A 21,670-nucleotide genomic window follows, 5' to 3' on the forward strand; every position below is an offset into this window, starting at 1 on the left:
TGCGTTCACACTTGTCGGGGAAGCCACGTGACGATCTGCGGGAACACGTAGATCAGGCACAGGAACAGCAGGATGATGAGGACGAACGGCAGCGCGCCGCGCATGATGTCCGGGAAGCGCGCCGCCGGGCTCATGCTGCGCAGCACGAACAGCACCATGCCCACCGGCGGCGTAATCAGGCCGACTTCGATCATCAGGACCAGGAACACGCCGAACCAGACGGGATCGAGGCCCAGCGAAACGGCGATCGGGTAGGTCACCGGCAGCGTCATGAGCATCATGGCGATCGACTCCACGAACATGCCCAGGACCAGGTACGCCAGCACCATGGACGCGATGACCAGTTCCGGCGCCAGGTCGGCAGCCTGGAGCAGGTTGACCATCTCGCGCGGAACGCGCAGGTAGTCGAAGACCCAGCTGAATATGCCGGCCCCCACCACGATGAGCAGCAGCAGCGCCGTCACCCGGGCAGAGTCGTAGGCAATCTCCGCCAGCGCCTTCCACGTGAGCTTGCGGCGCGCCAGGCAGAGCACGAAGGCGCTGACGGCGCCTATCGCCGCCGCCTCGGTGGGCGTGGCGATGCCTGCATACATGGAGCCCAGCACAGCCCCGATGATGGCCACGAAGGGCACCATGCCCCGGGAAGCGCGCATCTTCTCGCGCAGGGGATAGGCGCGCGCCGCGGGCGCCGCGCCCGGAACCGCCAGCGACCAGATCAGGGCGCCGAGCATGAAGCTGGCCATCAGCAGCACGCCGGGAATGATCCCCGCCAGGAACAAGTGGGTGACCGCGGCGCCTACGGTGGTGCCGTAGATGATCATCGGGATGCTGGGCGGGATCAGCACGCCCAGCGTGGCGCCCGCCGCAGCCACGCCATAGGTGAGGCGCGGACTGTAGCCGCGCCCGATCATGTCGGGACACGCCACCTTGCCCAGCGTGGCCGCCGTGGCCAGGCTGGAGCCCGACACCGCGGCAAAGACCGCCGAGGCGCCTGCCGACGCATGCGCCAGCCCCCCGGGCGCCCGGCCGAACCAGCGCACCAGGGCGTCGAACATGCCGGTGGTGATGCCGCTGCGCAGCAACAGCCCGCCCATGAAGATGAACATGGGCACGGCCGTGAGCGTGAAGGTGTTGGTGCTGCTCCACGCGCGCTCCGCCAGGAGCGAAAGCTGCGGGCGCGGCAGCAGGAAATAGACCCCGAACAAGCCCACCAGGCCCAGGGCCACGCCGATGCGCACGCCGATGAACAGCAACAGCATCAGGCTGGCCACCAGCAGGGTGGCCACCCAGCCCAGCGGCTGGCCGCGCGCCAATGCATACAGCACGGCGCAGGCGCCCACGATCGCCGCCAGCGCCGCCAGCGTCCGGGTCCCGCTCCAGGCCCAGACGCTCACTGCCAGCACCGCCGCCACGGCCGCCATGCCCCAGTCGAACCGGCTGCCGCCCAGGGCCACCGTGTTCGGTCCCAGCAGGACCAGGACGACCGCCAGGCCCGCCAGCGAGACCGGCGTCAGCCAGCGCCGCCACGCAGCGGCTGGCGGTCCGAGACGATAGATGTCGACCAGGATCGACATGCAGAAGACCACCATCCCGAGCGACGCCGGCACCTGGGGCAGCCACTGCGGCGTCGAAAGCAGGCCCCAGTCGCGCGTGTCGTTGACATACTCGCGCACGTTGAAGCTGGCCATCTGCCAGGCCAGCACGATGGCGAACGCCAGCGCCAGCCATTGGCAGACCCGTTCCACGCTGCGGCGCGGATCCGCCCCCAGGCGGTCGATCCAGATCTCCACCTGCACGTGGGCATTCGAAGCCTGCGCGGCGGCCAGGCCGAAGAACACGGTGGCCACCAGCAGGTAGCCGGAGATCTCGGTGGCCCAGGCCGTGGGGGCATTGAATACGTAGCGCGAAAAAATCTCGTAGCACATGGACAGCGCCATGCCGAGCAGGGCGGCGGTGGCCAGGGCTCCCGAGAGACGGCATGCCCGGGCCATGCCGCGGATCACGACGAAGTCCTGTGCGTCGGACAGGGGATAGGGAGAATCGGGCGATGGGCCGGGCTCGGCCGGCCCTGCCCTTCCCGGCAATCCGATGCTGCTCATGAAACGTCTCCTCGACAGCCGGCGCGGCCGCGCGATGCTGTGGTTGTTCCGATGCCGCTCTGCCGGCGGGTTTCGGAGTGCTACGACGATAATATGTGCATATTGTATTATTGAATGCTCGATTTTTCACCCGCGACATGCAACAACACCAAGGAGGAGCATCATGTCCCAGCAATCCAATGCGTTGCCACGCGCCGGGGGGCCGCGCGCCGTCCTGGCCGCCGCCCTGTGCGCCTTCGGCTGCATGAACGCCGCATCCGCCCAGACGTATGACCTGACCATGGCAGTGATCGTGTCCCCGGGGGATGGCTACTCCATCCTCACCGCTTCGGTCCCGGAACGGGTCGCCAAGGCCACCGGCGGCAAGGTCAAGGTCACCGTGAGCGATTCCCTCGTGCCGCCGGCGCAGATGGCCACGGCGGTCCGCGAAGGCCGTGTCGACCTGAGCGCGGCCCTGCACACCTACCTGGCCGCCGACGAGCCCCGCATGGGCATCTTCAACCTGCCCGGCCTGATCAACGACATCAAGGAATACAAGCAGGTATGCGATGCCTTCTGGTGCGAAGACACGCGCCGGATCTGGAAGGAGAAATGGAACGCCGTGGTGCTGGCCGAGGGAGCCTGGTGCACCCAGCAGCTGTTCTCCAAGGACCCGATACACCGGATCGAGGATTTCAAGGGCAAGCGGCTGCGCGTGCACAATCCCCAGACCGCCGAGGTGGTGAACGCACTCGGCGGCAAGCCGGTGGCTATGCCCACCACGGAGATCTTCCCCGCGCTCGAACGCGGGGTCATCGACGGCCTGTTCATCTCCACCTGCGTGGGCGGCGCACTGGAATTCTGGCGCATCGCCAGGAACGTGCAGAACTGGAGCCTCGGCCCGATCAACGGCTGGGCCATACTGGCCAATCCGGACAGCTGGGAGAAGCTGCCGGCCGACGTGCGGTCGCAGGTCCAGGGCGCCATGGACGAACTCCAGAAGGAGGCCTTCGGCAACTACGAGCAGTTCGTCGACAACGCCAGGCAGAACATGATCCGCAACGGCGTAACCTTCTGGGTCGCGCCGCAAGAGGAACGGGCTAAACTAATGCAGCAGCAGTACATCGGGCCTTCCTATGCCGCCTGGAACCGGCGCGCCAAGGAAGTCGGGTTCGATGGGCCGGCGTATCTCGAGCGCGTGCGCAAGGTACTCGGCAAGGCCGACCCCAGCTGATCCAGCGGCTGCTCCAACGGTGTCCGGGGCGCCGCCCCGCACCGGACACCTTCTACCCTCCACAATATGAACCGCATGGCTACTCCCGCTGAACTGACCGGTGATTTCAAGGTTCAACGTGTCGCCTCGGTACTGCGGCACAGCGTGACCGAAAGCATACGCAACGCCATCCTGGTCGGCCGCTTCCGCCCCGGCGAGCGCCTGCCCGAACGCGAATTGTGCGAAATGACCGGGGTCAGCCGCACGCTGGTGCGCGAAGCGCTGCGTCAGCTGGAATCCGAAGGGCTGATACACGTGATCCCGCATCGCGGCCCCGTGGTGGAGCGCCTGTCGCCGGAGCAGGCCCGCGGGATCTACCAGGTGCGCGAGGAACTCGAAGGCCTGGCCTGTCAGCTGTTCGCCGAGCACGCCACCGACCAACAACTGGCCGAGCTGCAGGAATCGTTCCAGGCGCTCAAGCGCGCACTGGCACGCGGCACGGCGCTCGAGCAGCTTACGGCCAAGAACGCCTTTTATCAGCACCTGCTCGATGGCGCGGGCAACGAGGCACTGACCACCACGCTGCGCCTGCTGAATTCGCGCGTGATGCTATTGCGCTCGACCTCGATGCAGGCGCCGGGCAGGGCCCGGCAAAGCGTGGCCGAGCTGTCGGAACTGCTGCAGGCGCTGGTTGCGCGCGATGGCAAGGCGGCGCGCAAGGCCGGCAGCCTGCACGTGCGCAATGCCGCGCGCGTCGCGATCAAGATACTCCAGGGCTCCGAAGACCCGGCGCCCGTGGCGGCCGACTAGCCGCCGGCCCAAGGGGCCCGTGCCCGGCGGCCCGGCGCAGCCTTATCGCCCGCCGCCGAACGGGTCGGCGTTCAGCGGGCCTTCCTCCCGGTAGGGCAATGCCTCGGGCAACCCCGAAAGCGCGCGCATCACCGGATATATGGCGCTGTAGTCCTGCGCGCCGCGCCCCTGCGAGCGTGCCACCGTGTACGCCTGGAAGGCGGCGGCGCCCATGGGCACGCAGGCGCGGCTGCGCGCGGCGAGCTCCAGGGCCAGCCCCAGATCCTTGTGGGCCAGGTCGACCTGGAAGCCGGGCGACAGATCGCCGCGCAGCACCTTGTTGGGATAGGTGATGTTCATGTGCCCGAGTCCGGCGATCGTTCCGCGCATGACCTGCAGCGCCAGCCCCACGCTCAGCCCGCAGGCCTCGGCCAGCGTGAGCGCCTCCGCGGTCAGGGCGTTGAGCGAAATGCCCATGAAGTTGTTCACCACCTTCACCCGCGAACCGCCGCCCACCTCGCCGCAATCGACGATTTCGTTGCCCATGCAGCGCAGCGCGTCGCGGGCGCGTGCCTTGTCTGCGGCCGTGCCGCTGGCCAGGATCAGCAAGGCGCCACGCTCTGCCTCCATGGCCGAGCGGCCTACCGGGGAATCCAGCATGCGCAGGCCCCGCTCGCGCAGGCGCCCGGCGATCTCATCGGTTTCCTGGGGCAGGATGGTCGACATGTTGATGAACAGCGCCTGATCGTCCATCGACTGCAATGCGCCCTGCGGCCCCTCCAGGACCGCACGGACGTGCGCGGCGGCGGGCAGCATGGCGATGACGAGCTCGGCGCCCGCCGCCGCCTCGCCGGGGCTCGCGGCGCCCCGGCCGCCGGCCCGGCACAACGCCTCGACCGCCTGCGGGTTCAGGTCGCAGCCCGTCACGGCGTGCCCTCCCCTGACCAGGTTGCGCGCCATGGGCAGGCCCATGGCGCCGAGCCCGATGAAACCGATCCTGTATGTCTGCATGATGTCTCCGTCGCTCTGCCGGCCGGCCGCGCCGCGGCCATGCCGGCGCGCACGCCCTGCGCTCAGGCGGGCTTGCCGTGGTTTTCGAATTCCGCCAGCACTTCGCGGACGGCTTTCATGGAATCGAGCGCCGCGGGCACGCCGCAATAGATCGCGGCCTGCAGCACCACCTCCACCAGCTCGTCCCGGGTGACGCCATTGTTCAGGGCCCCGCGTATGTGCAGGCGCAGTTCGTGCGGACGGTTCAGGGCAATGAGCATCGCCAGGTTGAGGAAGCTGCGGGTCTTGCGCTCCAGGCCGGGCCGGGTCCAGACCTCCCCCCAGCAATACTCGGTGACCAGTTTCTGCAATGGCGCCGTCAGGTCGTCCGCGCCATCGAGCGACTTGTCCACGTAGGTGTCGCCCACCACTGCGCGACGGACCGCCAGGCCCTTCTGAAACTGCTCGGTTTGAAACTCAGGCCGCAATGCCATGGTGATGTCTCCGGTGAAAAGCGGGAGGGGTGGAATATCCACTTGATGCCGCAACACGTATTACTATAATACAATCCTATTGTATTCATAAGATCACGAACTCCCGCCACGGAGGAGACACTTGGACCTCACGCCACAATTGCGCGGCAGGAACGCCCTCGTCACCGGCGCCACGGCCGGCCTGGGCCATGCCATTGCCGACGCGCTGGCCGGCGCGGGCGCCACGGTGGTCCTGCACAGCCAGCATGCCGACGATGCGGCGCGCGCGGCCCAACGCGCCCTTGCGCAGAAACATGGCGCACGCGTGCTCCTGCTGCAGGCCGACCTGCGCGACGCGGACCAGATCGAGACCCTGGTCGGGCAGGCGCTGAACGAGTTGCCCCGGCTCGACATCCTGGTGAACAACGCGGTGATACGCCATTTCGAACCTGCGCACGAATTGCCGCGGGCGCACTGGGACGAGTCCCTGGCCGTCAACCTGTCGGCGGCCTTCCATCTGGCGCGCCTGGCCCTGCCCGGCATGCTGGCCCAGCAGTGGGGGCGCATCGTGAATCTCTCATCGGTATACGGCTCGGGCGCCACGGCCAACAGGGTCGGGTATGTCACCACCAAGACCGCGCTGCTCGGGCTCACCCGGGCGCTCGCCATCGAGACGGCAGCCCGTGGCGTCACCTGCAATGCCGTTGCGCCCGGCACCGCGCCGACGCCCGCCATACTCGCGCGCATCGGCGAGATCGCGCGCCGGCAGGGCATCCCCATGGAACAGGCGGAACACGGCTACCTCGCAGCGCGCCAGCCCACGGGGCGCTTCGTGGCCATGGAGAACGTGGCCGCGCTGATCCTGTTCCTGTGCAGCGAGGCCGGGCGCGACATCACCGGCGCGGCCCTGCCCATCGACGGAGGCTGGACCGCCGCCTAGCGGCCCGCCCCCCGTTCCCATTCCAACCAGCGAGAGACGAATCATGACCAGAGAACACGACAGGCATCTGGGCTTCGTAGGCATAGGCCGCATGGGCGCACCCATGGCCGAGCGCCTGCTCGAAGCCGGCTATGCGCTGACGATCCACGATGCGCAGCCCTCCGCGCTCCAGGCATTGGCCGCCAGGGGGGCGCACATCGCCGATACGCCCAGGGCCGTGGCCGACAGGGCCGGCACGGTGTTGGTGTCCCTGCCGACCCCCGACATCGTGCTGTCGGTGGCGCTGGGCGAGCACGGGCTGGCCGCGGGCAGCGCCGTGCATACGGTGGTAGACCTCTCGACCAGCGGGTCGGCGGCCGCCCGCGAACTCGCCGCAGGCCTGGCGGACCACGGCATCGAGAGCCTGGACTGCCCCGTCAGCGGCGGCGTGACGGGCGCCAGGCGCGGCACGCTGGCCCTCATGGTTTCAGGGCCCCGAGCACGCCACGACGCGCTGCAGGACGTGTTCGCGGTACTCGGCCGCGCCACGTACGTGGGCGAACGCGCCGGCATGGCCCAGACCATGAAGGTCATCAACAACCTGATCTCGGTCACCGCGCTGAGCATCACGTCGGAACTCATGGTGATGGGCGTGAAGGCAGGCCTGGACCCGGACACCATGCTGCAGGTCATCAACTCGGGATCGGGCCGCACCAATGCCTCCGAAGACAAGATTCCCCGCTTCGTGCTGAGCCGCAGCTTCGACTTCGGCTTCGCGATCGGCCTGTCGGCCAAGGACGTCAGGCTGTGCCTGGAAGAAAGCGAGCAGCTGGGCGTACCCCTGCGGGTGGGCGACGCAGCGCGCCGGCTGGTCGACGACGTGCGCGACAGGTTCGGCGACGGCGCCGACCTGACGGAGATCATCCGCTACATCGAAGCGGACGCAGGCGTGCAGGTGCGCGGCCGGGCCGCGGATGCGGGGGCGCCATGAAGCCATCTCCTTCCCCCGCCCGTCGATACCCCATGCCCCGGTCTCCCCGCCCGGCTGCGGCGCTGGCCCGCCGCGTGGCGGCCCTGGCTGTCGCGCTGTCCGGTCTGGCGCTGGCCGGCGCGCCAGCCGCAGCAGCCTACCCCGAGCGGCCCGTGCGCGTCATCGTGCCCTTTGCCGCCGGAGGCGGCGCCGACATCGTGGCCCGCCTGGTTTTCAAGGGGGTCGCCGAGCGGCTCGGCCAGCCCTTCATCATCGACAACCGAGGCGGCGCGGGCGGCATCATCGGCACGGACGCCGTGGCCAAGTCCGCGCCCGACGGCTATACCCTGCTGCTGGGGCAGAGCGGCCCCAACGCCATCAATCCTGCCACCTACAAGAACCTGCCCTACGACGCACGCCGGGATTTCGTGCCCGTCACGCAGCTCACCCGCTACCCTTATGTGGTGGCGGTCAAGCGGGATCTCCCCGTTGACAGCCTGCAGGCGCTGCTCCAGCTTGCCCGGCGCGAGCCGGGCAAGCTGAGCCTCTCCACGGCAGGCCATGGAAGTTCCGCGCACCTCGCCGTGGTGCTGTTCATGCGCCAGACCGGCGTCGTCGTGACGCCCGTGCCATACAAGGGCGCCGGCCCTGCGCTGATGGACGTCGTGGGCGGCGTGGTCGACATGACGTTCGGCGACGCCGCCTCCGCGTCCAAGCAGGCGCAGGCGGGCAGCGTCAAGGCGCTGGCCGTCACCGGGGCCGCGCGTTCCCCCCTGCTGCCCGAGGTGCCGACAGTCCAGGAAGCCGGCGTGCCGGGCTACGAGGCCTCCGCCTGGCACGCCGTGCTGGCGCCCCGCGGCACGCCGCGACCCGTCATCGACGCCCTGCATGAAGCCATCTCCGGCGTCCTGGCAGACCCGCAGCTGCAGCAGCGCCTGGCCCAGGACGGCATAGAGGTGGTCGCCAGCCGGCCCGAGGCTTTCGAGCAGGCCCTGCAGGCGGAAATCGCCAAGTGGCAGAAGCTCGTGGAAGAAGCCGGCATCCGCCTGGATTGAAGAAGCGCGCAGGCGTCGGTCCGCCGCGGCTCGTGGCGGACCGGCAGGGCAGGCCGGATGACCCGGCCGGTCCTGCGTCAGGATTCATAAAAAATTCATCGGCCGCCATCGGACTGTCACGGCGCTGTTACCGTTGGTGAACAACATGACGCCTTCCTGAATGAATCCGGGAGGGATCATGCACACCAAGACAGAACAAGGCGGCGAGGCGCGCCGTTTCTCGCGCTCGCGGCTGTTTGCCGCCACGCTGCTGGCGGCCACGATGCTGGCCGCCTGCGGCGGCGACGACGATGACGACGACCACGCCGGCACGCCGCCGGAAACGCCGGAGGAGCCCAGCCCCGCCGCGCCGCTGGATGTGACGCTGCTGCACATCAACGACCATCACTCCAATCTCGACAGCAAGACGCTCGCGCTGAACCTCGCCAACGCGGCAGGGCAGACCGTGGAGGCCGAAGTGGAGTCGGCCGGATTCGCCCGGGTCACCGCCGCCATGCGCGAACTTTCCCAGGGCAGCGACAACGTCATCAAGCTGCACGCGGGCGACGCGCTGACCGGCACGCTGTACTTCAACCGCGCGGGCGAGATCGGCGAGGCCGATGCCGCGATGATGAACACGGTCTGCTTCGATGCGTTCACGCTGGGCAACCACGAGTTCGACAAGGGCGACACCGAGCTGAAGAACTTCATCGACCGGCTGCATGCCGGCGACTGCAAGACCCCGGTGATCAGCGCCAACGTGCACTTCGGCGCCGGCTCGGCGCTGAACCCCGCCACTGCCGCCGGCTACGTGCAACCCTACACCGTGGTCGAGCGCGGCGGGCAGAAGCTCGGCATCGTCGGCCTGACGGTGGCCGGCAAGACCAAGCAGTCTTCGAGCCCCGACCCCGACACCACCTTCGAGGACGAGGCCGCCGCGGCACAGCGGGCCATCGACGCGCTCCAGGCGGAGGGCATCAACAAGATCATCGTGAGCAGCCACATCGGCTACCAGCTCGACCGCCAGATCATTCCCCTGCTGAGCGGCGTGGACGTCGTCATCGGCGGCGACTCGCACACCCTGCTGGGCCCCGACGCCATGGCGGACGTGGGCGTGGGCAGCCCGGCCGGTCCGTATGCCGAACAGCTGACCAACCGCGACGGCCAGCCCGTGTGCCTGGGCCAGGCCTGGGAGTATTCCCAGGTGGTCGGTGAAATGAAGGTGAGCTTCGACGCAGAAGGCGTGGTCACCGCCTGCGCCGGCACGCCGCACGTGCTGATCGGCGACAGCTTCACCGTGGCGGATGCCGACGGCAACGCTGCGCCGGCGTCTGCCGCCGACAATGCCGCGCTGCTGGCCAGCGCCGCGGCCACCGGCTTCCTGCGGCCCACGACGCCGGACGCCGAGGCGCTCGAGGTGCTGGCCCCGTTCAAGGAGAAGGTGGCGGAGTACAGCCGGCAGGTCGTCGCAACCGCGCCCGACGAGATCTGCTCGCGCCGCGTGCCGGGCGGCCCGGGCAGCGTCGACTACAGCCGTTCCAGCGCGGCCTGCAACGCGCTCGGCCAGGTGGACGAGCGCGGCGGCGACATCCAGCAGCTGGTGGCCCAGGCCTATCTCGAGGTGGCCAACGCCAGCTATGGCGGCGCCGACATCACGCTGCAGAGCGGCGGCGGCGTGCGCGTTCCGCTGCAGGGAGAGGTTACCGCCGCGAACGTGATCGAAGTCCTGCCATTCGGCAACATGCTCTGGCGCCTCGACATCACGGGCGCCGAAGCCAAGGCCATGGTGGAGGACGGACTGGAGGCGGTGTTCGGACCGGGCGGTTCCACGGGGCCCTATCCCTACACGGGCGGCCTGCGCTTCGACGTCGACGCGACCCAGCCGGCAGGCAGTCGCGCCACCAACCTGGAAGTGCTGGACCAGGCCACCGGCAACTGGAATCCGATCGACCCCGCGGCCACGTATCGCCTCTTCGTGCTGAGCTTCAACGCGACCGGCGGCGACGGCTACGAGACGCTGGCCAATGTGCCGGCAGAGCGGCGCACCGACATCGGCGTGCTGGACGCCGACGTGTTCCAGGCCTACATCGATGCCCTGCCGACGCGTGACGCCGTGACCGGCCTGCCCATCATCCAGAAGCTGGACGGCGTCTACTACAGCACCAAGAGCTTCGTCGGCCCGGTCACCCCCTGAGCCACCGCGTGCGGGGCGGGCCCCTCCGGCCCGTCCCCGCATGTTCCTGCACTCGCCGGCCTGCATGCATGCAGGCGCCCACCGGCGACGCCCCGGCAGCGGCCCGTTGGCCGCTGCCGATCCGCACCCGTCCCCCTGCTCTTCCACGCGCCATCAGGACCCCGGACCGCCTTCAATGTTAAGGTGCTCGCCTCTGCCCCGATGGCGATGCGCCCTGGTCTGCCGCGCCCGCGATGCGCCGGCGCCCGACCCGCCGGTCCGTGCCGGCTGCCTCGCAGGCCCGCGCCCGCCCTCGTCCGCGCGCAGGTATAAACCCGTGTTTTGTCAGGTCCGGAAGTGTCGATGAGCAAGTCCCCTATGTCCAAGAACAGCGAGAACGATCAGCAGGCCGGCGCGGAAGGCCGCGCCGCCCCGGCAGGCGGCCTTGCCGGCCACACGCCCATGATGCAGCAGTATCTGCGCCTCAAGGCGGAGGCCGGGCCGCTGCTGCTTTTCTACCGCATGGGCGACTTCTACGAGATGTTCTATGAAGATGCCGAGCGGGCCGCGCGGCTGCTGAACCTCACGCTGACCAAGCGCGGCGCCTCCAATGGCACGCCCATCCCCATGGCGGGCGTGCCGGTGCATGCGATGGAGCAGTACCTGGCCCGGCTGGTGGCCCAGGGGGAATCGGTGGCCATCTGCGAACAGACCGGCGATCCGGCCGCCGCCAAGGGGCCGGTGGAACGCCGCATCGTGCGCATCGTCACGCCCGGCACCCTGACCGACGACGCGCTGCTGCCCGCCAAGGCGGACCGCGCGCTGGCCGCCGTGCACATCGGCGGCAAGGCGCGCGAGCCCCGCATCGGCCTCGCCTGGCTCAACCTCGCCAGCGGCGAGTTCCGCCTCACCGAGTGCGCGCCGGCCCAGCTCGAATCCGAGCTGCACCGCATCGCGCCGGCCGAGCTCGTGCACGCCGAAGGCGCGGCGCTGCCGCCGTCGTTCGACGGCGCGCGCGCCGGCGTGCCGGACTGGCACTTCGAGGGCGACGGCGCGCGCGGCCAGCTGCTGGCCCACTTCAAGACCGACACCCTGGCGGGCTTCGACGTGGAAGACATGCCGGCCGCCGTGTGCGCTGCGGGCGCGCTGCTGCGCTACGCCGCCCGCACGCAGTCGCAGACCCTGGCACACGTGCAGCAACTCACCGCCGAGCGCCCCGGCCAATACGTGCTGCTGGACCCCGTGACGCGCCGCAACCTGGAACTCACCCAGACGCTGTCTGGCGAAGACGCGCCCACCCTGTTCTCGCTGCTGGACGGCTGCGGCACGCCCATGGGCAGCCGCCTGCTGCGCCGCTGGCTGCACCATCCGCTGCGCGACAACGCGCCGGCCCAGGCACGCCAGCAGGCCATTGCCACGCTGCTCGGGGCCCAGGCGCCGTCGGCCTCGGCCTTCGCCCCCACGGACATGCTGGACGACCTGCGCCAGGCCCTGTCCCGCCTGCCGGATATCGAGCGCATCGCCGCGCGCCTGGCGCTGCGCTCGGTGCGCCCGCGCGAGCTGGCCAGCCTGCGCGATGCCCTGGCCGAACTGCCCGCGCTGCAGGCGCTGCTTTCCGGCATGGCGGGCGGCAGCGCCCGCCTGGCGGAGCTGGCCGCGCTCATGCGGCCCGATCCGGAGATCGGGGCGCTGCTGGCACGCGCCATCGCCGAAGAGCCCGCGATTGCGATACGCGACGGCGGCGTCATCGCCCCCGGCTACGATGCCGAGCTCGACGAACTGCGGGCCCTGGCTGCCGATGGCGGCGACTTCCTCGTGCAGCTCGAGGCGCGCGAACGCGAACGCACCGGCATCGCCAACCTGCGCGTGGAATTCAACCGGGTGCACGGGTTCTACATCGAAGTCACCAAGGGCCAGGCCGGCAAGGTGCCCGACGACTACCGGCGCCGGCAGACCCTGAAGAATGCCGAACGCTACATCACGCCCGAGCTCAAGTCGTGGGAAGATCGCGTGCTCTCCGCACAGGACCGCTCGCTGGCGCGCGAGAAGTGGCTGTACGAGCAAGTGCTGGACGCGCTGGGCGGGCATGTGCGCCCGCTGTCGAACTGCGCCGCCGCGCTGGCGGAACTGGACACGCTGGCCGCGCTGGCCGACCATGCCCGCCGCCACGACTGGACGGCGCCCGAACTCAGCGAAGCGCCGGAGATCGACATCGAGGCCGGGCGCCATCCGGTGGTGGAACGCGCCATCGAACGTTTCACGCCCAACGGCTGCCGCCTCGACGCGATGCGGCGCATGCTGCTGATCACCGGCCCCAACATGGGCGGCAAATCCACCTACATGCGCCAGACGGCGCTCATCGCCCTGCTCGCGCGCGTCGGCAGCTTCGTGCCGGCAGCGCGTGCACGGATCGGCACGCTGGACCGCATCTTCACCCGCATCGGCGCCGCCGACGACCTGGCCGGCGGACGCTCCACCTTCATGATGGAGATGACGGAGGCCGCCGCCATCCTGGCGGCCAGCACGCCCCACAGCCTGGTGCTGATGGACGAGATCGGCCGCGGCACTTCCACCTACGACGGACTGGCCCTGGCGTGGGCCATCGCCTGCCGGCTGCTGACCCACAACCGGGCGCTCACGCTGTTCGCCACGCACTACTTCGAGCTCACCCGGCTGCCGGCGGAGCAGCCCACGGCGGCCAACGTGCACCTGGCCGCCGCCGAGTCGGCCGGCGGCATCGTATTCCTGCACGAAGTGCGTGACGGCCCCGCCAGCCGCAGCTACGGCATCCAGGTCGCCCAGCGCGCCGGCGTGCCGCCCGCGGTGATCCGCCAGGCCACCCGCGAGCTCGAGCGCCTCGAAGCGCAGGGCGCGCCCACCCCGCAGCTGGGCCTGTTCGCCGCCGCCATCGACGCCGAGGCGCAGGCCCAGCAGGCCGCCGAACGCGGCGCCGCCGACGAAGCCCTGGCCGCCCTGCGCGACGAACTCGTCGCCATCGACCCCGACAGCCTGGCCCCGCGCGAAGCGCTGGATGCCCTCTACCGACTCAAGGCCCTGCTGGCATGATCCCCGCTCCCGATCTCCCCACGCCGCTGTTGGGCGGCCTCACACCGGCGGCGTTCATGCGCCGGCACTGGCAGCGCAAGCCGCTGCTGGTCCGCCAGGCCATCCCGGGCCTGCGCCCGCCCCTGTCCGTGGCGGCGCTCAAGCGCCTGGCGCGCCGCGACGACGTGGAGTCGCGCCTGATCTGGCGCGAACACGGGCAATGGCAGATGGAAACCGGCCCCTTCTCCCGCCTGCCGCGTGCCGGCGAGCCCGACTGGACGGTGCTGGTGCAGAGCGTGGACCTGCACGACGACGCCGCCGCCGAGCTGATGCAGCGTTTCCGCTTCGTACCCGACGCGCGCCTGGACGACATCATGATCAGCGTTGCCTCGCGCGGCGGCGGCGTGGGCGCCCATTTCGACAGCTACGACGTCTTTCTCCTGCAGGCCTGCGGCCGGCGCCGGTGGCGCTATGGCCGCCAGCGCGACCTGAGCCTGCAACCGGACCTGCCGCTGAAGATCCTGCAGCGCTTCGAACCCGAGGAAGAGCACGTGCTGGAGCCGGGCGACATGCTGTACCTGCCTCCGCAGGCCGCGCACGATGGCGTGGCCCTGGACGACGACTGCATGACGATCTCCGTGGGATTCCGCTCCCCGAGCCGCGCGGCCCTGCTGCGCGGGCTGCTCGAGGCCGCGTCGGACCAGGCGCTGGCGCGGCTCGGCCAGCCGTCGGGCCCCTACGGCGAACCGCCGCTGCCGGGCCCGCGGCCCGCAGGCCTGTACCGCGATCCGGGCCAGCCGGCGGTGGACCGGCCTGCCGCCCTGCCGGAGAGCCTCGTGCAGGCCACCCTGGATACGCTGCGCGAGGTACGCTTCGACGCCAGCCTCGCGGCACGCTTCCTGGGCTGCTGGCTGACCGAGCCCAATGCGCTGAGCGTATTCAGCGCCGAGTCGGACCTGGACCTGGAAGACGAATGGCCCGCACAGGGCCGGCTGGTGCTGGATCGCCGCACCCGCATGCTGTATCGCGACCGGGCCTTGTTCATCAACGGCGAAGCCGCTCCCGTTCCTGCCGGCACAGCCTTGCGTGCGCTGGCCGACGAGCGCAGCCTGGATTGCGCCGACCCGCGCTGCCGGCGCCTATCAGGACAAGCCCGGGCTTGCCTGGCCGACTGGCTGCTGGCAGGCTGGTTGCATTATCGCAACTGAGGCGGTACGGCGCGGGGCCGCGCCGTACCATCCCGACACCTGCATGTGTCGAGATCGCACAGAACGCTAGCAACTCTGTGCGCCTTGTCACAACCCGACATCGAAAACACGGTTGGGCAAAGTTTGTTGCGCCTGGGATGCGACCGCTTTAACTTCCACACGCCAGCATCTGACGGATTCCTGTAGCCTGACTCATGGTTTCCCCTAGTAGGAAGAGGGGTCCATACATTCATCAGTCAAAGAGGAGTCTCGCCATGATGAGCAAATCGCTGATTCTCGCCTCCATGCTTGCCGTCGCCCTGACCGCGTGCAACAAGAGCGAAGAAGCGGAAGCCCCCGCCGACAGCACCACGCCGTCGACGACCGAACCGGCGCCTGCCGCTCCCAGCTCGCCCGCGCCCACCACCCCGGCGCCCTCGAGCCCCAGCACGCCGTCGGATACTGCTCCCGGCACCACTCCGGGTGGCGGTTCCACCACCCCTGGCGGCGGCGCGACGACCCCGTCCTCGTAAAACCGGCAGCCGCCCCCGCAGGGCGGTTCCAGCATCCCCGAAAGCCCTCCCGGGCAGCGCCGCAGCCGCGGCCTCCCGAGGGGGCTTCGCTTTTTCCGGGGCCGGGAAGTCCCGGTCCGCAAAACAGAAAGCAGAAAGGCCGGCCCCAGGGGCCGGCCTTTCTGCGTGCGCGCCGCCTGCCGGGCGGCGCGGTGCGCCTTACATCTTGTCCTTCAGGACGCCGAGCAGGCGCTGGGCGGTGGTGCTGTTGTCGCGCACCCCGTTGGCATCGAGCACCGTGACCTGGCTCTGCCCGGCGCTCTCGGCCACGTGCACGCGGTACTGCGGCGCCGAGGCGGGCTTGCTGCCGAAGAGCCGACCGAAGAAGCCAGGCTGGTCCCGCTTGGCGCCGGTGTCGGTGTCCACGTAGCGCACGTAGTAGTCGCCGGCGCTGCGGTCGCGATCGTCCACCGCGAAGCCGCCGGAATCCAGGGCCACCCCGACGCGACGCCAGGCGCGGTCGAAGGACTCGTCGATGACCAGCATGGCGCCTTCGGCGCGCACGCTCTGCTGCGCCACCGGCGATTGCGGATTGGCTTCGGCCTGGGCCACCAGCTGGCGGGCGCGATCGGTGTCGGTGCCCAGGTAGACCATGAGGCGCGCCAGCATCGCAGCGTTCAGGCCGGGATCTTCCCGGCCGTGCTGCCATTCGACCTGGCCCTCGTCCTCGCCGTAGCGCTTCTCGATCATCTGCTGGTGGCTGATGTAGACCTCGGTGTGGTTGCCCACCCGTTCCACCCGCGTGCGGAATTTCTCGCGCTCGCCGCTGTCCCAGGCCTGGTCGATCACCGTGCCCAGCAGCTGACGCAGCCAGCTCTCGGGAATCTTGGCGCGGTTCTCGGCCCAGGCGGTCTCGATCAGGCCCGCCTGCGGCGTGTTGACCGCCACGGTGAAGCCGGTGTCGGTCCAGAAGTCGACGATCTTGGGAAAGACCTCTTCGGGGGGGCGCTCGACCACCAGCCAGCGCAGGTCGCCATCGCGCTCGACCCGCATGTCGTCGCGCTGCGGCAGCACGTTGCTGCCGCGCGCCGTTGCCGCCGCGGCCTGCTGCGCCTGCCCCTGCTGCTGGAACTCAGAGTAGGTGGTGGTGCCCGAAGCCGGCGCGCGGTAGCGCGGGTCGGACGCCGCCTGGGTCAGGTCCGGCGGGATGCTCAGGGGCTCGCCGCGGCGCGTGCTCTTGTAGTCGATGGAATCCTCGTTGCCCAGGAAGTCATTGACCTGGCTGCAACCAGACAACAGCGTCAAAGCGATCACTGCCGACAAACCGGCATGACGTTTGTTCATACACGTCCTCACGTAATTAGATCAGGCCCACTTCCTGGAGAGCCTGGCGCACCGTGTCGTGATGCGCCTGGCCCAGCTCCACCAGGGGTAGCCGGTAGCCCAGCGCGGTGCGGCCCATTTGCGCCAGCGCCCACTTGACCGGGATGGGATTGGCCTCGACGAACAAGGCCTTGTTGAGACGGGCGAGACGGGTATTGAGTTCACGGACCCGCGGCAGGTCGCCAGCCGTTGCGGCAACGCACAAGTCGTGCATCAGCCGGGGCGCCACGTTGGCGGTGACGGAAATATTGCCGCGCGCGCCCAGCAGCATCAGGGCCGCGGCCGTGGGATCGTCGCCGCTGAACACCTGGAAGCCCTGCGGCGCCTCGCGCATCAGCAGCACGCCGCGCCCGATGTCGCCGGTGGCATCCTTGATGCCGATGATGCCGGGCACTTCGGCCAGGCGCAGCACGGTTTCGTTGGACATGTCGGCCACCGTGCGGCCGGGCACGTTGTAGAGCAGCGTGGGGAGGTCGACCGCCTCGGCCACCGCCCGGAAATGGCGATAGAGGCCTTCCTGGGACGGCTTGTTGTAGTACGGAACCACCGACAGGCCAGCCGTGGCCCCCACGGCCCGCGCGTGGCGCGCCAGGTGGATGGCTTCGTCGGTGGAGTTGGCGCCGACGCCGGCGATCACGGGGATCCGGCCGGCCGCGTGCTCGACGGCCACGCGGATCAGTTCCGCGTGTTCTTCCATGGAAACGGTGGGCGATTCGCCGGTCGTGCCGACCACCACCAGGGCGTCGGTGCCCTCGGCGACGTGCCAGTCGATCAGCGCGCGATAGGCGTCGTAGTCGAGGCTGCCGTCGGGTTGCATGGGCGTGACGAGCGCCACCATGCTTCCCTGGAAGACCGGGTCTGCGGCGCGAGCATTAGAGGCCATGAGTGAGGCTCCGCGTACGGGGAAGACGTGGCTTCCCCGAGCTTGAATCGATCAAACCGCTGAGTTTACCGGATATTGGCCGGCACTCTATAAAAAGGCCCCCACCACCAGGCGGCCCAGCGCCAGTATGGGATTGAGCAGCACCCACAGCACCCCGGTGAACAGCAGCACCAGCACGATGACCAGCCCGTAGGGCTCTATGCGGGCGTACTGGTAGGCCGCGCGGTGGGGCAGCAGGCTGAAGACGATGCGGCCGCCGTCCAGCGGCGGCACCGGCAGCAGGTTCAGCGCCATCAGCACCAGGTTGACGTTGACCCCGGCCAGCGCCATCTCGAACCAGAAGCCCTCCTGCACGCCGGCGGAAAAGTACAGGCGCAGCGAGAACGCCCACAGCACCGCCATGACCAGGTTGGCCGCGGGGCCGGCCAGCGCCACCCACAGCATGTCCTTCTTGGGCCGGCGCAGCCGCGCGAAGTCCACCGGCACCGGCTTGGCCCAGCCGAACAGCAGCCCGGCGCCGCCCATCAGCTTGGAAACCAGCAGGATCGCCGCCGGCACCAGCAAGGTCCCGACCGGGTCGATGTGGCGCATGGGATTGAGGCTGATGCGCCCGGCCTGGTGGGCCGTGTGATCCCCGAACATGCGCGCCACGTAGCCATGTGCGGCTTCGTGCAGCGTGATGGCGAAGATCACGGGCAGGGCATAGACCGCGATGGTCTGGATGATGTCGTTCATGGCCTTGGACTAGGTGAGAGGAACGGGCTGGCGCGGCGCAGGGCGCCTCCTCATGCCAGCCCCAGCACGGCGGGATCGCCGCGGCCGCGGCGCACCACCACGGGCGCCTCGCCGGTGAGATCCAGCACCGAGGTGGGCGAATGCGGGCAGGCGCCGGCGTCGAGCACGGCGGCCAGTTCGTGAGCATAGCGTCCGGATATTTCTTCCGCGTCGTTCAGCGCATCTTCCTCGCCGCGCGGAATCAGGGTGGTGGACAGCAGCGGCGCTCCGAACTCTTCGAGCAGCGCCAGCACCACCTTGTGGTCGGGTATGCGTATGCCTATGGTCTTGCGCGAAGGGTGCGACACGCGCCGGGGCACTTCCCGCGTGGCCTCGAGTATGAATGTCCAGGGCCCCGGCGTGGCGGCCTTGAGCAGCCGGTACTGCCGGTTGTCGACCCGGGCGAAGTGCCCGATCTCGGCAAGGTCGCGGCACAGCAGGGTGAGATGGTGGCGTTCGTCGAGGCCCCGCAGGCGCCGCAGGCCATCGGCGGCGGCCTTGTCGTCCAGGCGCGCCGCCACCGCATAGCTCGAATCGGTGGGCACGGCCACCAGGCCGCCATCGCGCAACCACTGGGCAGTCTGCTTGAGCAGGCGCGGCTGCGGGTTGTCGGGATGGATGGAAATGAGCAGTGCCATGCGATTATCCTAACACTGCCATGGGGCATCCGCCCCGCCGGAGAAACAATCATGCGCTTGGACGACTCGCGGGAAAGCCGCAATATCGAAGACCGCCGCCGCTCGGGGCCCCGGCTGGGCCGCGCCGGCGGCGGAATCGGCCTGGGCACCATCGTGCTGGCCCTGGTCGCCATGTATTTCGGCGTGGACCCGTCCGTGGTGCTGCAGATGGCCGAGGGGCCCGCGCCGCAGGAACAGCAGGTTCCCGCCGGCGCGCCTGCGGCCAACGATCCGCAGGCGCAGTTCGTCGCCCGCGTGCTCGGCGAAACCGAGGACGTCTGGGGCGCCGTCTTCCAGCAGCTGGGCCGCTCCTACGTGCCGCCCACCCTGGTGCTGTTCCGCGGCGCCACCCCCACCGCATGCGGCACCGGCCAGTCGGCCATGGGCCCTTTCTATTGCCCCGCCGACAGCAAGGTCTACATCGACCTCTCCTTCTTCGACGAGATGTCCCGGCAGCTCGATGCGCCGGGCGACTTCGCGCAGGCCTACGTGATCGCGCACGAGGTCGGACACCACGTCCAGCACCTGGTGGGCACCGCCGAACAGGTGGACAAGCTGCGGCGGCGCGATCCGGCCCAGGCCAACAGCCTCTCGGTGCGCATGGAACTGCAGGCCGACTGCTACGCCGGCCTGTGGGCGCGGCATGCCGACCAGGCGCGCAACATCCTGGAAGACGGCGACATCGAAGAAGGCCTGAACGCGGCCACCGCCATCGGCGACGACACCCTGCAGCGCAAGAGCCAGGGCTACGTGGTGCCCGACGCGTTCACCCACGGCTCGTCGGCGCAGCGCGTGCGCTGGTTCCGTCGCGGATACGAAGGGGGCAGCCTCGAGCAGTGCAACACCTTCGCCACCGGGTCGCTGTAGGCCGCACAGCGGCGCAGCGACTTCCTGTAAGATTACGCCCCCTCGCAACGCGCCGCACCGCGCGCGCCGTTCCTACAAAGCCTAACCGAGGGCCCATGGCCAATCACGTCGAACCGCTCATCACCCCCGACGAAGTGCAGGAAATCCTTGCCGATCCCAAGGAAACCGTGACCCCCATCCAGTGGAAACCGCGGCCGGCCGCCGGCAGCGCCCAGTGGGTGGAGTTTTCATCGGCCTGCCGCGTCAAGGGCGAAGTGCGCGAGGACGTGATCTTCCGGGCCACCTACCGCAGCGCCCGCACGGCGGTCCAGGGCCAGGCGGCCATCATGCTGGCCGAGACCTTCGGCGCCAGCCTCTTCGTGGGCCCGCATCGCGTCTTCGGCGTCGACACCGGCGACACCTTCCACACCAGCCTGGTGGGTGCGGGCCGCCCGCAGCATCGCAAGGTGCTGGCCGACCGCACGCATGCGCACGTCTGGGTCGACGAAGGCGAAGGCTATGCCGAGCCGGTGGTGCCCGCCCTGCACGACATCGGCGCGCTGATGGATTATTTCCTGCCGCGCGCCAACCTCACGCTGGCCGGTGGATTCGCCCATCCCCTGAAGGGCCGGCAGATCGAGCTGATGCTATGACTCAATTCCTGGAAGCCGCGGGCTGGACCGTCCTGCCCGCCGGCGAGCGCGCCGTGCGCGCGATCTCGCCCATGACCCTGGGCCTGGACGGCCAGCATGCCGCCTTCTTCATCGCCCGCCCCGACGACCACAGTTTCTATCTCACCGACGCCGGCGAGACGGCCATGCATGCGGCCACCTACGGCATCGACCTGCCGCCCAAGCGGCTCGAAATCCTCAACCAGACGCCCGGCGTCAACTTCGCCCGCTTCGACAAGAGCGGCGAAATCGTGGCGCAGGGCCCCGGCGACCAGCTGCAGGAAGCGCTCTGGGACGCCATGAAGCTGGCCATGGCGCTGTCGTTCCAGTGCGCCAAATGGATGCCCAAGTTCAACCGCCTGCGCTTTCGCAGCCAGGTGGGCCGCACGCTGGCCGATGCCGTGGGCGCCAACCGGATGGTCAAGGGCGCCAAGGCCCATGGCAGCAGCGGCCACACCGCCGATTTCGCCTTTGCCGTGCGGGCCGCGCGCTCCACCTCGCTGACCTACGTCGAGCCCATCGCCCTCAAGGCAGGCAGGAAGATCGACTGGACCCAGGTGTACCAGACGCACGGCAAGATGTCCGACGTGAAGATGGCCGATGCCCGCAACGGCCGCCTGGTGATCCTGGAGGATGGCGCCCCGGCCGAGGAGTTCCAGAAAGCGGTGGCCATCCTGGAACAGTCGGCCGTGGTGCGGCCGCTGGCCAGGACGCGGGACTGGGCCGAGCTGTTCGCCGACTGAAACCGCCGGGTCAGCCCTGCGGCGGCGTGCCGGTCAGGCTGTCGACGATCTCGCGGCCGTGGCTCACTGCCGCGTGCACGGCCTCGCGGGGGCTGTAGACCACCCCGCCGTCGGCAAAGTACGGCACGGGATATTCATGGCCGGGATCCTGCACGCCATTGACCGGCGCCACCCAGACGGTGGCGGCGAACACCGGCCCGCTGGGTGCCGAAGCGCCCTCGGAGACGGCAGCCCGGACGACCTTGGCCGTCAGGCGATAGCCTTTGTAGACGAAATTGTTCTGGTGCACGCAGAGCCCTCACTGCCCGCC

Annotated in this window: 20 protein-coding genes; 11 read left to right on the plus strand and 9 right to left on the minus strand. The window is 69.5% G+C overall.

What is annotated here, in order from left to right:
- Window positions 1–5: 5 nt before the first annotated feature.
- A complete protein-coding gene (locus ACYBYQ_RS14835; protein ID WP_459615005.1) occupies window positions 6–2,099 on the minus strand; it encodes a TRAP transporter large permease in 2,094 nt (697 codons plus the stop codon).
- Between the two features lie 163 nt (window positions 2,100–2,262).
- On the opposite strand from ACYBYQ_RS14835, the gene ACYBYQ_RS14840 reads away from it, so the two are divergent.
- Window positions 2,263–3,312 (plus strand): TRAP transporter substrate-binding protein, encoded by a 1,050-nt coding sequence (locus tag ACYBYQ_RS14840; protein WP_459615007.1) that lies wholly within the window; start codon window positions 2,263–2,265, stop codon window positions 3,310–3,312.
- A 75-nt stretch (window positions 3,313–3,387) separates the two neighbouring features.
- Window positions 3,388–4,101 carry a GntR family transcriptional regulator gene (locus ACYBYQ_RS14845; RefSeq protein WP_459615008.1) on the plus strand — a complete coding sequence of 238 codons (714 nt, stop codon included), beginning with the start codon at window positions 3,388–3,390 and terminating at the stop codon, window positions 4,099–4,101.
- Between the two features lie 42 nt (window positions 4,102–4,143).
- Here ACYBYQ_RS14845 and yihU read toward each other — a convergent pair whose 3' ends face one another.
- Entirely contained in the window at window positions 4,144–5,091 is a 948-nt protein-coding gene (gene yihU, locus ACYBYQ_RS14850; RefSeq protein WP_459615009.1) for a sulfolactaldehyde 3-reductase, read from the minus strand.
- Window positions 5,092–5,153: 62 nt separating this feature from the next.
- Window positions 5,154–5,564: a carboxymuconolactone decarboxylase family protein gene (locus ACYBYQ_RS14855; protein ID WP_459615010.1), complete on the minus strand. Its 411-nt coding sequence runs from the start codon at window positions 5,562–5,564 to the stop codon at window positions 5,154–5,156.
- A 121-nt stretch (window positions 5,565–5,685) separates the two neighbouring features.
- Here ACYBYQ_RS14855 and ACYBYQ_RS14860 point away from each other — a divergent pair, with 121 nt between their 5' ends.
- The 6 genes from ACYBYQ_RS14860 to ACYBYQ_RS14885 all read left to right on the plus strand — a co-directional run bounded on the left by ACYBYQ_RS14860 (window position 5,686) and on the right by ACYBYQ_RS14885 (window position 14,892).
- The gene (locus ACYBYQ_RS14860; protein WP_459615012.1) at window positions 5,686–6,483 is read left to right on the plus strand and encodes an SDR family oxidoreductase; all 798 of its coding nucleotides are present in this window, start codon (window positions 5,686–5,688) and stop codon (window positions 6,481–6,483) included.
- Between the two features lie 43 nt (window positions 6,484–6,526).
- A complete protein-coding gene (locus tag ACYBYQ_RS14865; protein WP_459615014.1) occupies window positions 6,527–7,453 on the plus strand; it encodes an NAD(P)-dependent oxidoreductase in 927 nt (308 codons plus the stop codon).
- A 32-nt stretch (window positions 7,454–7,485) separates the two neighbouring features.
- Entirely contained in the window at window positions 7,486–8,487 is a 1,002-nt protein-coding gene (locus ACYBYQ_RS14870; protein ID WP_459615015.1) for a tripartite tricarboxylate transporter substrate binding protein, read from the plus strand.
- A gap of 178 nt (window positions 8,488–8,665) precedes the next feature.
- The gene (locus ACYBYQ_RS14875; RefSeq protein ID WP_459615017.1) at window positions 8,666–10,660 is read left to right on the plus strand and encodes a bifunctional metallophosphatase/5'-nucleotidase; all 1,995 of its coding nucleotides are present in this window, start codon (window positions 8,666–8,668) and stop codon (window positions 10,658–10,660) included.
- Between the two features lie 441 nt (window positions 10,661–11,101).
- The gene (gene mutS / locus ACYBYQ_RS14880) at window positions 11,102–13,705 is read left to right on the plus strand and encodes a DNA mismatch repair protein MutS (protein WP_459618798.1); all 2,604 of its coding nucleotides are present in this window, start codon (window positions 11,102–11,104) and stop codon (window positions 13,703–13,705) included.
- Entirely contained in the window at window positions 13,702–14,892 is a 1,191-nt protein-coding gene (locus ACYBYQ_RS14885) for a ribosomal protein uL16 3-hydroxylase (protein WP_459615018.1), read from the plus strand. Before mutS ends, ACYBYQ_RS14885 begins: the two co-directional genes overlap by 4 nt.
- Before the next feature lie 232 nt (window positions 14,893–15,124).
- On the opposite strand, the gene ACYBYQ_RS14890 is transcribed toward ACYBYQ_RS14885, so the two are convergent.
- The 5 genes from ACYBYQ_RS14890 to ACYBYQ_RS14910 form a co-directional block, all read right to left on the minus strand.
- Window positions 15,125–15,439: a hypothetical protein gene (locus ACYBYQ_RS14890; protein WP_459615020.1), complete on the minus strand. Its 315-nt coding sequence runs from the start codon at window positions 15,437–15,439 to the stop codon at window positions 15,125–15,127.
- 163 nt (window positions 15,440–15,602) lie between these two features.
- Window positions 15,603–16,727 carry an NlpB/DapX family lipoprotein gene (gene bamC / locus ACYBYQ_RS14895; protein WP_459615021.1) on the minus strand — a complete coding sequence of 375 codons (1,125 nt, stop codon included), beginning with the start codon at window positions 16,725–16,727 and terminating at the stop codon, window positions 15,603–15,605.
- A gap of 16 nt (window positions 16,728–16,743) precedes the next feature.
- Window positions 16,744–17,649: a 4-hydroxy-tetrahydrodipicolinate synthase gene (gene dapA, locus ACYBYQ_RS14900; protein WP_459615023.1), complete on the minus strand. Its 906-nt coding sequence runs from the start codon at window positions 17,647–17,649 to the stop codon at window positions 16,744–16,746.
- Between the two features lie 87 nt (window positions 17,650–17,736).
- Entirely contained in the window at window positions 17,737–18,384 is a 648-nt protein-coding gene (locus ACYBYQ_RS14905; protein WP_459615024.1) for a site-2 protease family protein, read from the minus strand.
- A gap of 50 nt (window positions 18,385–18,434) precedes the next feature.
- Complete coding sequence (locus tag ACYBYQ_RS14910) at window positions 18,435–19,061, minus strand: L-threonylcarbamoyladenylate synthase (protein WP_459615025.1); 627 nt, start codon at window positions 19,059–19,061, stop codon at window positions 18,435–18,437.
- Window positions 19,062–19,112: 51 nt separating this feature from the next.
- On the opposite strand from ACYBYQ_RS14910, the gene ypfJ reads away from it, so the two are divergent.
- The 3 genes from ypfJ (at window position 19,113) to ACYBYQ_RS14925 (ending at window position 21,360) form a co-directional block, all read left to right on the plus strand.
- Window positions 19,113–19,967, plus strand: coding sequence for a KPN_02809 family neutral zinc metallopeptidase (gene ypfJ / locus ACYBYQ_RS14915; protein WP_459615026.1), 855 nt, complete (start codon window positions 19,113–19,115; stop codon window positions 19,965–19,967).
- Window positions 19,968–20,062: 95 nt separating this feature from the next.
- Window positions 20,063–20,599 carry a hypothetical protein gene (locus ACYBYQ_RS14920; protein ID WP_459615028.1) on the plus strand — a complete coding sequence of 179 codons (537 nt, stop codon included), beginning with the start codon at window positions 20,063–20,065 and terminating at the stop codon, window positions 20,597–20,599.
- Entirely contained in the window at window positions 20,596–21,360 is a 765-nt protein-coding gene (locus ACYBYQ_RS14925) for a DUF1828 domain-containing protein (protein ID WP_459615029.1), read from the plus strand. The genes ACYBYQ_RS14920 and ACYBYQ_RS14925 overlap by 4 nt, the downstream gene beginning before the upstream one ends.
- 10 nt (window positions 21,361–21,370) lie before the next feature.
- Here ACYBYQ_RS14925 and ACYBYQ_RS14930 read toward each other — a convergent pair whose 3' ends face one another.
- Entirely contained in the window at window positions 21,371–21,649 is a 279-nt protein-coding gene (locus ACYBYQ_RS14930) for a hypothetical protein (RefSeq protein WP_459615030.1), read from the minus strand.
- Window positions 21,650–21,670: the final 21 nt, after the last annotated feature.

The sequence above is a fragment of the Bordetella sp. 2513F2 genome (assembly GCF_054642735.1).

Bases quoted from the DNA above. Each gene is read 5' to 3' on its own strand.
- yihU (WP_459615009.1), bottom strand. From the start codon at position 5,091: ATGCAGACATACAGGATCGGTTTCATCGGGCTCGGCGCCATGGGCCTG.
- ACYBYQ_RS14925 (WP_459615029.1), top strand. From the start codon at position 20,596: ATGACTCAATTCCTGGAAGCCGCGGGCTGGACCGTCCTGCCCGCCGGC.
- ACYBYQ_RS14890 (WP_459615020.1), bottom strand. From the start codon at position 15,439: ATGCTGGAACCGCCCTGCGGGGGCGGCTGCCGGTTTTACGAGGACGGG.
- dapA (WP_459615023.1), bottom strand. From the start codon at position 17,649: ATGGCCTCTAATGCTCGCGCCGCAGACCCGGTCTTCCAGGGAAGCATG.
- ypfJ (WP_459615026.1), top strand. From the start codon at position 19,113: ATGCGCTTGGACGACTCGCGGGAAAGCCGCAATATCGAAGACCGCCGC.
- ACYBYQ_RS14870 (WP_459615015.1), top strand. From the start codon at position 7,486: ATGCCCCGGTCTCCCCGCCCGGCTGCGGCGCTGGCCCGCCGCGTGGCG.
- ACYBYQ_RS14840 (WP_459615007.1), top strand. From the start codon at position 2,263: ATGTCCCAGCAATCCAATGCGTTGCCACGCGCCGGGGGGCCGCGCGCC.
- ACYBYQ_RS14855 (WP_459615010.1), bottom strand. From the start codon at position 5,564: ATGGCATTGCGGCCTGAGTTTCAAACCGAGCAGTTTCAGAAGGGCCTG.
- mutS (WP_459618798.1), top strand. From the start codon at position 11,102: ATGATGCAGCAGTATCTGCGCCTCAAGGCGGAGGCCGGGCCGCTGCTG.
- bamC (WP_459615021.1), bottom strand. From the start codon at position 16,727: ATGAACAAACGTCATGCCGGTTTGTCGGCAGTGATCGCTTTGACGCTG.
- ACYBYQ_RS14865 (WP_459615014.1), top strand. From the start codon at position 6,527: ATGACCAGAGAACACGACAGGCATCTGGGCTTCGTAGGCATAGGCCGC.
- ACYBYQ_RS14835 (WP_459615005.1), bottom strand. From the start codon at position 2,099: ATGAGCAGCATCGGATTGCCGGGAAGGGCAGGGCCGGCCGAGCCCGGC.
- ACYBYQ_RS14845 (WP_459615008.1), top strand. From the start codon at position 3,388: ATGGCTACTCCCGCTGAACTGACCGGTGATTTCAAGGTTCAACGTGTC.
- ACYBYQ_RS14910 (WP_459615025.1), bottom strand. From the start codon at position 19,061: ATGGCACTGCTCATTTCCATCCATCCCGACAACCCGCAGCCGCGCCTG.
- ACYBYQ_RS14875 (WP_459615017.1), top strand. From the start codon at position 8,666: ATGCACACCAAGACAGAACAAGGCGGCGAGGCGCGCCGTTTCTCGCGC.
- ACYBYQ_RS14920 (WP_459615028.1), top strand. From the start codon at position 20,063: ATGGCCAATCACGTCGAACCGCTCATCACCCCCGACGAAGTGCAGGAA.
- ACYBYQ_RS14885 (WP_459615018.1), top strand. From the start codon at position 13,702: ATGATCCCCGCTCCCGATCTCCCCACGCCGCTGTTGGGCGGCCTCACA.
- ACYBYQ_RS14905 (WP_459615024.1), bottom strand. From the start codon at position 18,384: ATGAACGACATCATCCAGACCATCGCGGTCTATGCCCTGCCCGTGATC.